The organism is Acinetobacter sp. C26M (assembly GCF_023702675.1).
Lineage (GTDB): Bacteria > Pseudomonadota > Gammaproteobacteria > Pseudomonadales > Moraxellaceae > Acinetobacter.
This window is the reverse complement of the sequence record NZ_CP098478.1, coordinates 1318538-1333256: the sequence shown is the minus strand read 5'-3', so window position 1 is coordinate 1333256 and position 14719 is coordinate 1318538. Positions and strand designations below refer to the sequence as shown.

The 14719-nt window shown below is 39.4% G+C and carries 15 protein-coding genes; 6 read left to right on the top strand and 9 right to left on the bottom strand.

From position 1 onward, the window contains the following. Window positions 1-85 precede the first annotated feature (85 nt). On the bottom strand, window positions 86-784 hold the full coding sequence (locus tag NDN11_RS05955; protein ID WP_167248224.1) for a DnaA regulatory inactivator Hda: 699 nt from the start codon (window positions 782-784) through the stop codon (window positions 86-88). 20 nt (window positions 785-804) lie between these two features. Continuing rightward, a complete protein-coding gene (gene cxpE, locus NDN11_RS05950; protein WP_167248223.1) occupies window positions 805-1998 on the bottom strand; it encodes a chloramphenicol efflux transporter CxpE in 1194 nt (397 codons plus the stop codon). A 134-nt stretch (window positions 1999-2132) separates the two neighbouring features. Here cxpE and purM point away from each other — a divergent pair, with 134 nt between their 5' ends. Both purM and purN read left to right on the top strand, forming a co-directional pair. Then, the gene (gene purM, locus NDN11_RS05945) at window positions 2133-3203 is read left to right on the top strand and encodes a phosphoribosylformylglycinamidine cyclo-ligase (RefSeq protein ID WP_004805639.1); all 1071 of its coding nucleotides are present in this window, start codon (window positions 2133-2135) and stop codon (window positions 3201-3203) included. Then, entirely contained in the window at window positions 3200-3829 is a 630-nt protein-coding gene (gene purN / locus NDN11_RS05940; RefSeq protein ID WP_251111497.1) for a phosphoribosylglycinamide formyltransferase, read from the top strand. The genes purM and purN overlap by 4 nt, the downstream gene beginning before the upstream one ends. Before the next feature lie 36 nt (window positions 3830-3865). Here the strand turns inward: purN and NDN11_RS05935 are convergent, their stop codons facing one another. Continuing rightward, window positions 3866-4657: an alpha/beta fold hydrolase gene (locus tag NDN11_RS05935; RefSeq protein WP_251111070.1), complete on the bottom strand. Its 792-nt coding sequence runs from the start codon at window positions 4655-4657 to the stop codon at window positions 3866-3868. A 133-nt stretch (window positions 4658-4790) separates the two neighbouring features. Then, the gene (gene sppA, locus NDN11_RS05930) at window positions 4791-5813 is read right to left on the bottom strand and encodes a signal peptide peptidase SppA (RefSeq protein WP_167248220.1); all 1023 of its coding nucleotides are present in this window, start codon (window positions 5811-5813) and stop codon (window positions 4791-4793) included. A 138-nt stretch (window positions 5814-5951) separates the two neighbouring features. Here sppA and NDN11_RS05925 point away from each other — a divergent pair, with 138 nt between their 5' ends. Further along, on the top strand, window positions 5952-6908 hold the full coding sequence (locus NDN11_RS05925) for a lysophospholipid acyltransferase family protein (RefSeq protein ID WP_251111069.1): 957 nt from the start codon (window positions 5952-5954) through the stop codon (window positions 6906-6908). A 1-nt stretch (window position 6909) separates the two neighbouring features. Here the strand turns inward: NDN11_RS05925 and NDN11_RS05920 are convergent, their stop codons facing one another. The 3 genes from NDN11_RS05920 to NDN11_RS05910 form a co-directional block, all read right to left on the bottom strand. Further along, window positions 6910-9339 carry a DNA internalization-related competence protein ComEC/Rec2 gene (locus NDN11_RS05920; RefSeq protein WP_251111068.1) on the bottom strand — a complete coding sequence of 810 codons (2430 nt, stop codon included), beginning with the start codon at window positions 9337-9339 and terminating at the stop codon, window positions 6910-6912. A gap of 86 nt (window positions 9340-9425) precedes the next feature. Beyond that, window positions 9426-10109, bottom strand: coding sequence for a lipoprotein-releasing ABC transporter ATP-binding protein LolD (lolD, locus tag NDN11_RS05915; RefSeq protein WP_005151761.1), 684 nt, complete (start codon window positions 10107-10109; stop codon window positions 9426-9428). Next, complete coding sequence (locus tag NDN11_RS05910; RefSeq protein WP_005211449.1) at window positions 10102-11337, bottom strand: lipoprotein-releasing ABC transporter permease subunit; 1236 nt, start codon at window positions 11335-11337, stop codon at window positions 10102-10104. Before NDN11_RS05910 ends, lolD begins: the two co-directional genes overlap by 8 nt. A gap of 25 nt (window positions 11338-11362) precedes the next feature. On the opposite strand from NDN11_RS05910, the gene NDN11_RS05905 reads away from it, so the two are divergent. Beyond that, on the top strand, window positions 11363-11944 hold the full coding sequence (locus NDN11_RS05905; RefSeq protein ID WP_167248217.1) for a PilZ domain-containing protein: 582 nt from the start codon (window positions 11363-11365) through the stop codon (window positions 11942-11944). Between the two features lie 14 nt (window positions 11945-11958). Here the strand turns inward: NDN11_RS05905 and NDN11_RS05900 are convergent, their stop codons facing one another. After that, the gene (locus NDN11_RS05900) at window positions 11959-12852 is read right to left on the bottom strand and encodes a DMT family transporter (protein ID WP_251111067.1); all 894 of its coding nucleotides are present in this window, start codon (window positions 12850-12852) and stop codon (window positions 11959-11961) included. A 7-nt stretch (window positions 12853-12859) separates the two neighbouring features. After that, window positions 12860-13330 (bottom strand): YaiI/YqxD family protein, encoded by a 471-nt coding sequence (locus NDN11_RS05895; protein ID WP_167248215.1) that lies wholly within the window; start codon window positions 13328-13330, stop codon window positions 12860-12862. A gap of 233 nt (window positions 13331-13563) precedes the next feature. Between NDN11_RS05895 and NDN11_RS05890 the strand changes: the two genes are divergently transcribed. Beyond that, the gene (locus NDN11_RS05890; protein WP_167248214.1) at window positions 13564-14502 is read left to right on the top strand and encodes a hypothetical protein; all 939 of its coding nucleotides are present in this window, start codon (window positions 13564-13566) and stop codon (window positions 14500-14502) included. Window positions 14503-14538: 36 nt separating this feature from the next. Beyond that, complete coding sequence (locus tag NDN11_RS05885; protein ID WP_004654651.1) at window positions 14539-14682, top strand: hypothetical protein; 144 nt, start codon at window positions 14539-14541, stop codon at window positions 14680-14682. Window positions 14683-14719 lie beyond the last annotated feature (37 nt).

Sequence of the window (14719 nt, the reverse complement as noted above, 5' to 3'; positions counted from 1 at the left end):
TTCGTATTGCAAACTCAGTGTTTGCAACCACATTCCTTTGTGCGTACTTTGTCATAGCTCTCGAAATTACTCAAGAAATTTTATACTATTGGCGATATTCATCAATCAGCGCATAAATTTGCTTAAGTGTTGTATTTGAAAGCTTAGTTTTCTCGCCCTTTAACATTTTTTCGAGCTGAGCAAGTGTTTGTAATAAAATTGATGCCTGATGTGGTCCGTTACTTAAAAGATAATCAACAATCTGTTGATCAAAATGAATACCACGCCGCGTCATCACCGATTGTAATAAGGCTTGCCGATCAATATACGAGCTTCCATTAGGTACTTTGACACTGACTGCCTGGGTCAATCTTGACTGTAAATCTGGTAATTCAAGCTTGAGCTCAATTGGTGCAACACGAGATGAAAATACCAATTGCCCTTCATGATTATTCATCAAATGAAAAACCGCTTTCTGCCAATGCGGAACTCCACTAATCGAATCAATATCATCTAGCGCAACTAAATCATAAAATTCTAAAGAGGTAATTGCTTCAATTGGGGCATCTAATAATTCCAATAAAGAAACTTTGATTGCAGGTCGACCCAATTCTAAATATGAATCACAGATCGCTGAAAGTAGATGACTCTTACCCGTACCAGCACCACCATAGACATAAAAACGACTGACTAAGCCTGCATGTAACTGTCTAACTGCATCAACCACAGGTCCCCAACCCGGCCCCGAAAAATCACTAATTCGAGCATCGAGTTGAGGTTCTATATCCAGTTGTAGTTGACGCATATACTTAATTTGTTCCTCAATTACTTTAAGTCATTCGAGTTTGAAGTCTCTGTATCTTGAGAGTTTTTAATTTGAATATCAAGCTCTACATGACCTGTTTCAACATTTATATGTTGAGTTTCACCTTGTGCCAATACAACTTCTGTTGGTAATCCATATAAGCGGCTTTTTTCATAGTTATCACGTGCATGTTTTAACAATACAACAATGACGGCTGCCACAGGTAAAGCAATCAACATACCGAGGAAACCACCCAACTGCGCGCCTGCCAATACAGCAAAAACAACCGCTACTGGAGATAAACCAATTTTATCTCCTAATAAGAATGGCTGAAGAATATACCCCTCAACCATTTGACCGATCATAAATACAACACCAACCAGAAGCAGCTGCGTCCAATCTAACCCAAACTGGAACAGTGTTGCGATCACCGCAGCAATAATCCCGACACCAAAACCTAAATAAGGAATAATACTTGCCAAGCCCGCAATCATACCAATGATTAAACCAACTTCTAAACCAATCAGTTGCAATCCAACAGCATAAACAATACCTAATAAAAGCATCACCAAGAATTGACCTTTGACAAATGCACCCAACACGCTATGACATTCACGGACAATTCTTAAAGTTGAAGCTTCATAAGGGCGTGGAATTAAACGTCTAAAACTTTCCAGCATTCTTTCCCAGTCAAGCAGGAAGTAGAAAGAGATAATTGGAATAAGGATGACTACCCCGCCAATTTGAATAAAGTTCAACCCAGATTGGGCAACTCTTAACGCCATCGTTTGAATGCTATCCGCACTGTAGTTAGTCTGAATATAATCCATCAATGCTTTGGTAATCTGCTCCGTATCAATTTCCATTGGCACAACATTAAAGGTATGTGACACCCAAGGTAAGAAAGTTGCATTAACCCAATGAATACCAGCAGGAATGCTATCCCGCGCATACATCAATTGTTTCCAGATCAGCGGCACTAGAAACCATAAAACCATGGTCAAAGTCACACCAATGCCAATAAACACGATACTAATTGCGAGCCAACGCGGTAGTTTTATTTTAACAAGAACATCGACAAGTGGACTAAACAAGTAGGCGATAAAAAAAGCACCGACAAAAGGAATTACAATGGGTTTCAATAGATAGAGCACCCAAAGAAGTAATGCGAGCCCAGCGAGGATAAAGATACGACGTAGTACCTGATCTTGCATAAAATCTAGCCTTTTTTCGTGTAATCGTTATAAATGGGAAAAAATTTTAATTAAAGATAGCATTTTCGAGCATAAATAACATAAGAGTTTCGTATATTCAGGTTATAATCTGCCGCCACTGCGGAGACTTCACTATGAGCAACTCAACTTCTACCCCAAATACTGGTTTAAGCTATAAAGATGCTGGCGTCGACATTGAAGCGGGCGACGCACTAGTCGATCGTATCAAATCTGTCGCTAAACGCACCACTCGTCCTGAAGTTATGGGCGGTCTTGGTGGTTTTGGTGCACTATGCAAAATCCCAAAAGGTTATGAAGAGCCTGTATTAGTTTCAGGAACAGATGGCGTAGGTACCAAATTACGTCTAGCGTTAAACCTCAATCGCCATGACACTATCGGTCAAGATCTGGTTGCAATGTGCGTGAACGACTTACTCGTTTGTGGTGCAGAACCATTATTCTTCCTTGACTATTACGCTACGGGTCATTTGAATGTTGATGTTGCTGCAGATGTAGTGACAGGTATTGGTAAGGGTTGTGAACTTGCTGGTTGTGCATTAGTTGGCGGTGAAACTGCTGAAATGCCAGGCATGTATGAAGGTGAAGATTACGATCTAGCTGGTTTCGCAGTTGGTGTGGTTGAGCACAGCAAAATTATTGATGGGACTAAAGTAAAGTCTGGTGACGTACTTCTTGGTGTTGCGTCAAGTGGTGCCCACTCAAATGGTTACTCATTACTGCGCAAAATCTTAGATGTTAAGAATGTAGACTTAACTCAAATCGTTGATGGTCGCCCACTTGCAGACGTCGCAATGGAACCAACACGTATTTATGTAAAACCAGTATTAGAACTTTGCAAACAAGTTGATGTCCATGCCATGGCTCACATCACTGGTGGTGGTTTACCTGGTAACTTACCACGTGTACTTCCGAATGGCGCACAAGCGGTTATTGATGAATCTAGCTGGGAATGGTCTGAATTATTCCAATTGCTACAACGTGAAGGCAATGTAGAACGCTTTGAAATGTATCGTACATTTAACTGTGGCGTTGGTATGGTGATTGCAGTTGATGCAAGTGAAGCAGACAAAGCCATTGACCTCTTAAATGCCCAAGGCGAAAAAGCATGGAAAATTGGTTATATCCAAGAAAATGCTGAATCAGTTGAAGGTGCAGACGAAAAAATTCGTGTGATCTTTGCATAATGAGAATTGCTGTCCTTGTCTCTGGCAACGGTAGCAACTTACAAGCCCTGATAGATGCAAATCTGTCGGGGCAAATCATTGGTGTACTCTCAAATAAAGCTGATGCCTACGCATTGCGACGTGCCGAGGATACCAATATTGCGACCGCTGTTATTTCTCATAAAGATTACCCTAGTCGAGAAAGCTTTGACGACGCTATGCATCAACAATTGTTAGCATGGCAAGTAGATCTAGTTATTCTGGCTGGGTTCATGCGAATTTTAACACCAAGTTTTGTTAGCAAATGGCAAGGCAAAATGTTAAATATTCACCCATCTCTCCTGCCTTTCTATAAAGGTATTAATACACATCAACGAGTATTAAATACAGGAGATCGTTTGCATGGCTGTACAGTTCATTTTGTCACCGCCGAACTCGATGCAGGACAAAGCATTGCCCAATCGGCAATTCAAGTTGGTTTGCATGATTCTGTAACTAGCTTGGCGCAACGTGTGCATGAACTTGAGCATTTTATCTATCCTCAAGTTGCACAATGGTTTTGTACAGGTCAATTAACTTGGCAAAACGGTCAAGCCTATTTCAATCAGAAACCTTTAGAACGGCCAATTCAGTTTGCACAATTCTAAAAATAAAACGCATCTAAGGATGCGTTTTTCATTAATTTAAACAACTAAACTTTTAATTTTTTCTACTGTTTCCATCGGATGCTCTAACGGAAACATATGTCCACCATCCATAATAGAGAAAGGAATACCTAATTTCTTTTTCGCCACTTGCGGAAACTTTTCCTTTAAGAAAATACTGTCACGACCTACAACCAAATGCACCGGTACTGGTGGTTTTGGCATTGGCAGCCACCACATGGATGGCGTAGTTCTAAACATTGCCACTTCATCATCTTTAGGTATGGTGAGTGTTACACCACCATTTTGTGGATCATCAGTCAAAGCATGATCAATATAGGCTTGGAAACAATCTTTATCAAAGTATTGATAAAAACCTCTGGAACCTAATAACTCAGCAGCTTGTTCACGCGACTCCCAATGATCACGACGACGTACTGACAAACCAGCTGGGGTAATCTTGTCCACGAGTTTAGGCTTAAAGATTTTAGCAAGATGAAAAACAAAAGAAGCCTTACCAATGATCAAAGGTGGGTCCAACATGATGACTTGTGAAAATAAGTCTGGACGACGATAAGCAGCCATCAGTGTTAATACTGAACCCAATGAATGCCCCAAGCCAATCACTTTACGCCCTTGTGCTTGCTGCACAATGCTATCAATAATCTGATCGACCAAATGCGTCCAGCCGTGGGTAATTGGATAGCGTTTATCGTTTCCAATTTCTGCCACATAAATAATGTCGTATTGATCTTTTAATTGATCAAACAGCTTTTGATAAACTTTAGATGGAACGCCATTGGCATGGGCAAAATGAATCAAAGGTTTCATAAGCTTGTCTTTTATTTTCACTGATTGGTCAATTATCCTACTCTACATAGGTATTGCAAATTAAAAGGATAACTGTCCAGTTATTTTTAGAATAAAAAAAGGGTTGTGATCAACACAACCCTTTTTTGAAATATTATTGTATTTTCGCGTTCTGCTGAGTTTCTAGTTGTGCTGCAAGCGAACTACTAATACCTGCTCCAAGCTGCGCCCCCATACGTCCCAAGATAGACTCCAACGGATTGCGTTGCACCGTATAGTCCACTTTTTGTTCAATTTTTAGATCACGCATCAACGTCGTCAGACTGCCATTACGATCAGCCACACCTAAAGCAACCGCTTGCTCACCTGTCCAGAATAGACCTGAGAAAATAGCAGGGTCGTTTGACTTCAAACGTTTACCACGACCTTCTTTCACTGCATTAATAAAGTGAGTATGCACATTATCAAGTACTGACTGCACATGTTGTTTCTGTGCTGGGTCAAGCGGTTTGGTCATACTTAAAATATCTTTATTGCTACCCGCAGTAAGCGTACGGTCTTCAATACCTAATTTTTGAGCTAAGCCACTTAGGCCATAATTCGGCATGATCACACCAATTGAACCCACTAGGCTTGATGGGTTCACAATAATTTCATCCGCTGCAGAAGCAATATAGTACGCACCTGATGCACCCATATCACCAATCACCGCATAAACTTTTTTATCTGGATGCTGCTTTTTTAAATATCGAATTTCTTGCCAGATTTCATCAGACTGTACTGGTGAACCACCTGGTGAATTAATATTCAAAGCGATTGCCTTACTTCCACTCGCCTCAAATGCACGTTTTAAAGCTTTGTTGGTATCTTCACTATTCACTGTAGACTGTCCTGCAGATGAATCGATAGTGCCCACAATATCAACCACAGCCAAGTGATTACTACTAATACTTGTGGTTGATTTATCTGATGAGGTGGTACAGCTCTTGGTCATTGCCAATAATACAATCAGCAAATATGCAAAGCCCAAACATTTGAAGAAAATACCCCAACGACGGCTACGGCGTTGTTCTTCAACAGAAGCAAGAACAGCTTTTTCTAAAATCTGCCATTCTTTGCCTGTTACATTATTACTATTTGTAGATTCATTTTGTGGTTTTGGTGGCCAATCGGACATAAGATTCCAATCCAATATATTTTAAAGTGGCTTTATTATATACGTGGATTTGGGCAAAACTGTTTAAATAACTTGTCTTAACTTATAATTATTTTTTGCTTTATACTTCCCTTTGTAATTTTTTCTAATTATTGATACATGACTCAGCCTAAATCAAGCAGCACAAGTTACCGTCTTATTCAGTTTGTTAGTCGCCAACCAATTCAATTAGGGCGCTTCTTTGCACGTATGGTTGCGGCCTTGGTCACTACCCTTCCGCTTTCCAAGCTTTCCAAAACGATTAGTTTAAATATACAAATCGCGTTTCCAGCAATGGATCAGCAACATAGACAACAACTCACCAAACAAGCTATTCGAAATGAACTGATTTCTTATTTTGAGTTTTTCAGTATTTGGGGCTCAACAGATGCGAAAAACATTCAGAGAATCCACAATATTCACGGTGAGCATTATTTCCTTGAAGCTTTGGCAGAAAAAAAAGGCGTAGTCTTGATTATGCCTCATTTGGGGACTTGGGAAGTGATGAACGCATGGTTAGCGCAACATACGCAAATGACCATTTTATACAAACCTGTCAAAAATCCTGATGCTGATCGTTTTGTTCGTGATGCACGTAGCCGCAATCAGGCAAATTTAGTCCCTACCGATGAAAGTGGGGTACGACAGATTTTTAAAGCATTAAAACAAGGTGGTACTACTGTTATTCTTCCAGACCATACCCCAGATCATGGTGGAGATATGGTCGATTATTTCGGTATTCCGCTGGCATCGAGTAGTCTCAGTGCCAAGCTCATCCAAAAAACCAAAGCTCGAGCTTTATTATTTTATGCTATCAGAAATAATCAAGATGGTTTTGATATGTATATCGAACCGATCAATCCTGAAATCTATGAAGGTAATGCTGAAGATGGAACCCTGATTGTTCACCAAACTTTGGAACAGCTAATTCGACGCTACCCAGAACATTATCACTGGAGCTACAAACGTTTTCGTGCAAATCCCGCTTTAAAGAAAATTTATGATATTGATGAAAAAGAAGCACTCGCAAAAGTTGCTGAAATTCGTCTACAAACGCAACAAAAAGAGAATACTTAGGCTATTCTCTTCTCAACCACTTCAATTGTTGTCTATGTTGTTTTAACGCTACGGTGTCATGCTCAAAGACAAAACTCAGACTGCCTGTCTGCGCGGTGTTCAGCAAAGGAATATTTAAAGCTCGAAGACGACTTTGTAATTCTTGGCTTGGATGACCATAACGATTCTCAAACCCAGCTGAGGCAATCGCTAGTTTAGGTTTTAATACTGCTAAAAAATCATATGCAGAACTATTTTTGCTTCCATGATGACCAAGTACCAAAACATCTACTTTTAAATCAGGATATTGCTGTAATAGCTTATATTCGGTTTCCCAACCCGCATCCCCCATAATCAAGAAGTTTTGATAAGGTTGAGCATTTAAGAATTGAAGATATACCACGCAGGATTGCTCATTTTTCTGATGTTTTGTAAGCGCTAAACCATCCAGATCGGGTGATAGAATTTGTATTTTTAGATTTGAATAAGACCAATTTTGCCCTTGCTGACATAATGAAAAATTATCTTTGAAAGGCACTGTATCGCTACGTTCATTAGATTGAACCTGAGTAATATCAAACGCATTTTGAATGGAAGGAAATGCACCGCTATGGTCTTGATCTAAATGGGACAAAATGACGTGATCCAATGTGCGGATGCCTTGCTGCCTTAAAAACGGAATCACCACCCGCTCACCTAAATTAAATTTGGCTTCATCATAAGAGCCGCCTGTATCGAACATTAAAGTCTGCTGCGGATGCTGTAAAAAGATCGATTGCCCTTGCCCTACATCAAGGATATTCAAGATGGTAGGCTGGGTTTTTACTCCTAACACGATTGGCAATAAACAAATCCCAGCCCACATCTTTGGGATTGTTCCTCTAGGCATAAAGAGAATGATCAGACCTAATATTAAACTCAGTATCATCACAGGGGTAAAACTGACGCCATATAAGTCTGGAGAAATCGGCTTTAAGCTATTTAGCATCCACATCAATACAGATAATAGTCTGTCATTGAATTGAAAAAGCACTTGTCCACACACAGGAATAATTAACCAAACACATGCTGCGATGATATTCAAAGGTACAATCACCCCACTCAATAATGGAATTGCAATAAGATTGCCCAATGGTGCAAGCCATGAAACTTGCTGGAAGAAAATTAAAATCAAAGGTAATAGAGCAACAAAAATCTTCCATTGTGATTCAATTAAAATTTTTGCACCAAAGATCATTTGTTGAGCAGCGGTCAACACATGATCTTTTGGAAGTTGCGCTAAAGTTTGATAAATCCTCAGCAAAATAAAACACGCTCCATAAGACAGCCAAAATGCAGCGGATAGAATGCTAAATGGATCATAGATGAGTAACAAACTGGCACTATAAACCAAGAGTGATAAGGGTAGAATCGACTGACGAAATAATAGAAAAAGACTCGCAATAATGACGGTTAATAACGTCCTTATCGCTGGAATTTCAAAACCAACAAAGACGACATAAAGCAATACACTGAGTACAAAGGGAAATAACAGTAATATCTGTCGCGGTTGCCATAAATATAATTTTGGGCAGTAACGTTGCAGAATACTTTTCAATAACCATGTCAGCAGCAATGCAAAAATCAGCACATGGGGCCCTGAAATCGCCAATAGATGTGAAATTCCCAACTGCTGAAATTGCTGCTTTAAACGATTCGATAAAAGACTTTCATCCCCTGTCAGCAATGCGAGAAGTAGCCCTTTATGTTGAAATTCCGAAGTTTGAAACATGTTTCGAAATGACAGCCGCATAGTCTCAATTTTTAATAAGAATCTTGCTTGAAGCCTTTGTTGCTGCTTGAGATGCTGCTGATAACCTAGGCGATAGATTTCATCACGACTTAGAGGCTGAATATGTCTTACTGAAAATGCCGACATCACATTCTGCTGTAAGAACCATTTTTCTTGATCAAATACACCTGCGACTGCATAACTATGTGCAGGTTTGATAGCTCCATCAATTCGATAATAGTGACCTAATCGTAGTCGCTCAGCGGGTTGCCCCAATTCCACTTGAGTTTTTCTTTCATAGAACACCCAATTGACAGGCGGAGTATGTCGATTGAGTACCTCGGCAATTTGTTTTTGTCCTGCATCGCTTAATTCATCTATTTTTTTAATATAAACAATTGCTTCAAATGGCTGCGTTTCTACCTCTCTAAGCTTCAACCGTTGTTCTAAGGCTGTATCAGCATAATGAAAGCCAGTACAAAATAACGCCCAACTAACACTGATTAAAATAAGCGCTTTATAAATAGGATTATTGGAATATAGTCGTTTGTCATAAAACCCATACGCAAAGACTGCAATTGCTAGAACTAACCACATCCACCATGTGGTAGCCACAAAAGGAAGGTCCAACCCCATAAAGGCAATCCCTGCAATCCAACCCAATAAAGCAATTTTTAACATTTTAATAAATTAATTTTTTAATTATTCTAAAGACAAAATTAAAGCCCGTTTTCAGGGCTTTAACAAGAGCTTATTTAAAATATTTATTATTGATCAAGCCATAAGCCATCTTGCATATGCAAAATAGAGTCAGCCGACTGTGCCAATTGCTCATCATGCGTCACAATTAACATCGCCATGTTCAGCTCTTTTTTCAAATCTGTCAGTAATTCGAAAATACTGAGTGCTGTTTTACGATCTAAATTACCAGTCGGTTCATCTGCTAAAACAACTGCAGGCCGAGTCACCAACGCACGTGCCAATGCCACACGCTGACGCTCACCACCAGACAATTCACCTGGTTTGTGATCCATACGATGCGATAAACCAACACGATCCAGTAAATATTCCACCTGTTTTTTCACATCTTTGAAATTGCTTTCACCACGAATCATTAGCGGCATTGCCACATTTTCAAGTGCTGAAAACTCAGGCAATAAATGATGGAACTGGTAAACAAAACCTAAATACTGGTTACGTTTATAGCCACGTTCAGCTTCACCTAAATTATCAAACCGCTGTCCTTGTAAAAACACTTGCCCTTGTGAAGGTTGCTCTAAACCGCCCAACGCATGCAGTAGTGTACTTTTACCCGAACCACTTGAACCGACAATCGAGACAAACTCACCTGCTTTTACTTGAAGTGATAAACCTTTAATCACTTCAACTTTGCTTCTACCATCATCAAAATGTTTGTAGATATCTTTTGCTTCTAAGACAATCTTACTCATAACGTAACGCCTCAGCAGGTTGAACTTTCGCTGCACGCAATGCAGGGTAAACTGTTGCCAAGAAACTCAATAACAAAGATACCGTTACAATCACAACCACGTCTTGCCATCTGAGATATGAAGGCAAGTAATGAACAAAGTAAGCATCAAACAGATTCAAACCTAAGACTGTATTAAACCAAGAAATGATATCGCTGATCGTAAGTGCCAGCGTAACACCTAAAATCGTACCTGCAATGGTCCCAATTACGCCAATTACAGTTCCTTGTACCATGAAAATTTTGGTAATCATCGAAGGCGAAGCACCCAAGGTGCGAAGGATTGCAATATCAGACTTTTTATCGGTCACCACCATGACTAATGAGGAAACAATATTAAATGCAGCTACGACAATAATCAGCACCAGTAATAAGCCAACTAAGGTTTTTTCCATTTGAATCGCATTAAACAAATTACCGTGGGTATAAGTCCAGTTCGATGCATAGAAATTACTTGGCAACTGGCTGACAATATCATTAGCCACTTTTGGCGCAGCAAAAATATCATCCAATTTCAAACGTACACCTTGCGCACCATCAGGTAAGCGCAACAAAGTAGAAGCATCATTTAGGGCGATATAACCCACCATTGAATCCACTTCTGCACCGACACTGAAAATACCGACGATTTTAAAACGTTTAAAACGCGGTACTACACCCGCTGGAGAAGGTGTTGCCTCAGGTAACACTAAAGTCACATTATCATTTAAGCCCAAGCCTAGTGCATCGGTCATGTCCTTGCCTAGAACAATACCAAATTCACCTTTCTTCAAAGCATTTAGATCACCTGAGACCATGTGATTTTGGATGATTGAGACCTTCTTTTCATATTCAGGTTCAATACCTGTCACCATAATACCAGCGACTTGACCCTGTGCAGTTAACATCCCTTGCAATTGGGTAAATGGTGCAACCCCAGTGACATGTGGATGGTGTTCAACTTTTTTTACAAGCTCAGGCCAATCTGTTAGAATTTGAGTAGAAGAAACAGTGGCTTGTGGAACCATTCCAAGAACACGAGTTTTTAATTCGCGATCAAAACCATTCATGACAGATAACACTGTAATGAGGACAGCAACGCCAAGGGTTAAACCAATCATGGAAACCAAGGCGATAAAAGAAATAAAATGATTACTCCGCCTAGCACGAGTGTATCTCAACCCTATATACAGCGAAATTGGCTTAAACATACCATCTAGTCCGAGGTGATTTATTATGGAAAATTCACAACATCATCTTGTTGACGACAACACTGAACGTCGAGTGATGTCTCGTATTGATGCCGTGTTGAGAATCAACTATCAAATCATTCCAGATGATGTTGCGCTGAATGATCCTTATGACTCTCATTTCGTATTACCGCGCTATTTTCTACTACTTGCAGAATTAGATCAATTTGATCACGCGTTTCGCTACGAATTAGAACAATTAAATGAAAAAGATCAACAAATTGCTCGCATCTTATCCCTTTTTAACCAGAAATTGAATCTGATTACGGGCTCTTTTTACGACAATATCGTGCAATCTTTGTTACCCGTTCCAGAACAAGTGAATTTTTCGGAAAATGGTTTAAGCTTTTATAGTTCACAAGATATTATTGAAGGCACTTATATCCATATTACCCTGAGCCACCCAGAGAATTTCTTCCATATCGCGGCCACAGCGCAAGTGGCACATAGTACGGCAGATGAACAAGGCAAGTTCCGTATTGGCGCCTATTTCATTACCTTGAACCCACAAGATCGAGCCAAATTAGCAGCTAGCGTTCAACAAAGCCAACAAACAGAAAGTACTTAATTCACAGACTTTCATTATATTTTTAAACGGCGATATGCTCTTAAATCTCTAAAGAAATAAAGTAGTAAGCCAAATAAAATAATACTTGCACCAATAAATACCTGAGCAGACAATTGTTCATGATTCAGGTATGCCCCAATCAAGATCGCCAGCATCGGTGTCATAACCGTTGTTAATGATAATGTGGTTGCCTTGAGATTTTGAACCAATTTAAAGTAGCAAAACATGGCGATCAGCGACGCCATAACAATAGTATAGGTTAAAGCCAATAGTGATTTAGCAGATGGGATATGAGTGGGTGCATATTGCCAAATCCAAGGTAACAACATACTTGCCAATATCGTTGAAACTAAAATTGAACCTGTCGCTTGTGCCATAACAGGTAAATCAGCATTAATCTTTTTCACCAGAAAAATTGATAGAGAGTATGAAAAAACACTGATCAGCATTAAAACAATACCCAACGGTTGTACGTGTTTCTGACTACCACTGAGGCAGATCATCGCTAATCCGACAATCGATGTCGCCATACCTAACCACTGTAAACCAGCCAGTTTTTGCTGGAAGCCAAATCTACCAATTAGGCCAGCCATAATAGGCGCCAAACCAAACATTAACGCAATCAATCCAGAACTAAGATAAGCAGTTGCCGCATAAGTAAAGATTTGTGAACCGATTAGACTTAATGAGCCTGCAGCGTAACTTAATAATGCAATTTTATGGGTTGGGAATTTTACTTTTAACAGCAACAAAACTGTGGCAGCCAAAGGTAAGGCAATAAAGAAACGAATCAACAGTGCCCACATGGGATGTAAATCAGAAACACTCCACACAATGGCTAAAGGCGTGGTTGCCCATATGAATACCAATAATCCATAAGTGAACATTAAGTTAATGCGAGATGGCATACTAAACTCAAGAAGCTGTTTTACGTTTCTGTTTTAAAATGGTCTGATCGAGTGAACTTGAAAACTCTCGCTTGTCTCGTTCTGAGATCGGAGGAGGTCCGCCAGTTTGCACACCTGCACCACGTAAAGTATCCATAAAATCTCGCAAATGCAGACGCGCTTTCACATTTGCAGTGGTATAGATCTCACCACGCGGATGAATCGCAATACCACCTTTTTCAATCACTTGTGCTGCAAGAGGAATATCTTGTGTAATGACAATATCATTCTCTTGCATACGGTCAACAATTTCTTGATCAGCTTGATCGGCCCCACTCATCACTTGAATGGAGTTAATCCTCATTGACGGTGTAATACCAACATTCTGATTGGCAACAAAAGTAACTTCGAGTTGATAACGATCAGATGCTCGCAGAATCACATCACGTAAAATTTTAGGCAAAGCATCAGCATCCACCCACAATTTAAATGGCAGCACGTTAGCAAAAGCTCATGAAAAGAAAAATATAGTGTAACAGATTACGGTAAAAGTAGAATGAAGATCCTTCATGCAATCAGAGCAGTTGTTTCTTTTTATCTTGTCCGAACAGCATATTGATATTACACGCTAAAAAATAAATTAATTTGTAGAGAATTACAGATTCAGACTTGAAAAATACCAGTTACCCTCGATTTAATAGGGTAAGTTCAATCTTTTTAGCATTACGCTTTATGAAAAATCAAAACAGTCCAGAAATCATTAAAATTCAAGATCAAAATTTCGGTAATCATGTCGAGCATTGGAACTTATTGACAGATACTCCCGAAACGGATGTTCCCAAATGGTTAGGATTGGCTCTTGATGCACCAGTAATGCCGATGGGTCTTTGTCAGGATGAACATGAAATGGATCAATCATTCTGGTTGATTCAAGGTCCGAGTGGCGAAGCTGTTTCGATTAATCAAATTATTGCGGTTGAAGATCAAAAACCACGCGCATTAAAAACTGCATTTCCAAGTTTTGAAAGCCCTTATAAATATGATGCGCAAATCGAGCGAATTATTACCTGTGATTCTTCGACTCAAGCAGTATTACGTTTAAATTTAAATAAAAATACCATTATTTATGCCTTCGATAATTTATTCAGCGTAAATAGTTGCCAATATGACAAAAATCACACCTATCAAGTTCAATTTAATGCTTGGGCATATGAATTAGAAACTGTTTCGGCCGATGAAAAAATCATTGTTGATGATCCCGCTTCAATAAAACACCACCGTGCATTAAATGCAATTTTGACAGAACATAATGGTGTTGCCCCAGATAATTTACAAGAATTGATTAATGACTGGCAGCCAAAAACTCCAGAAGATCAAGAACCTGTTACAGTCGACTTTTCTAAAATGGTGGCTTACTTATTTGGTGAGACATTAGGCCAAGAAGATGAAGCTTGGTTCCAAGGTAATATCGTAGGTAAAACGTCAATGCAGTTTATGCAGGACGAATATACCCTTTATGATGTGACGCTGGTATTAGAAGATGATTTGCCTGCAATCCTGATTCGTATTGCAACTAAAAATGAATTGTATAAAAACTTTAACATTGGTCAATATATTCGCGGTAACCTATGGATTCAGGCGAATATTTATGCTAAAACTGCACTTAAGTGACAAAAAATCACATAAATGGCATTTTTAGGCGTTCTAATGAAAATTATACCAGAACAAACGACCACCAGTCTGATTCATTCGAGTGATCAAGGTCTTAAACTTGATGTTGGTGCTTTTTGCTTTTTTTTACTTGGTATGTTTTTAGCAGCACTCATGTTTCATCGAATTGGCTTTTTTTAAACTTTTTGACCACTACCCTATTCGCAAATAAAAGCCC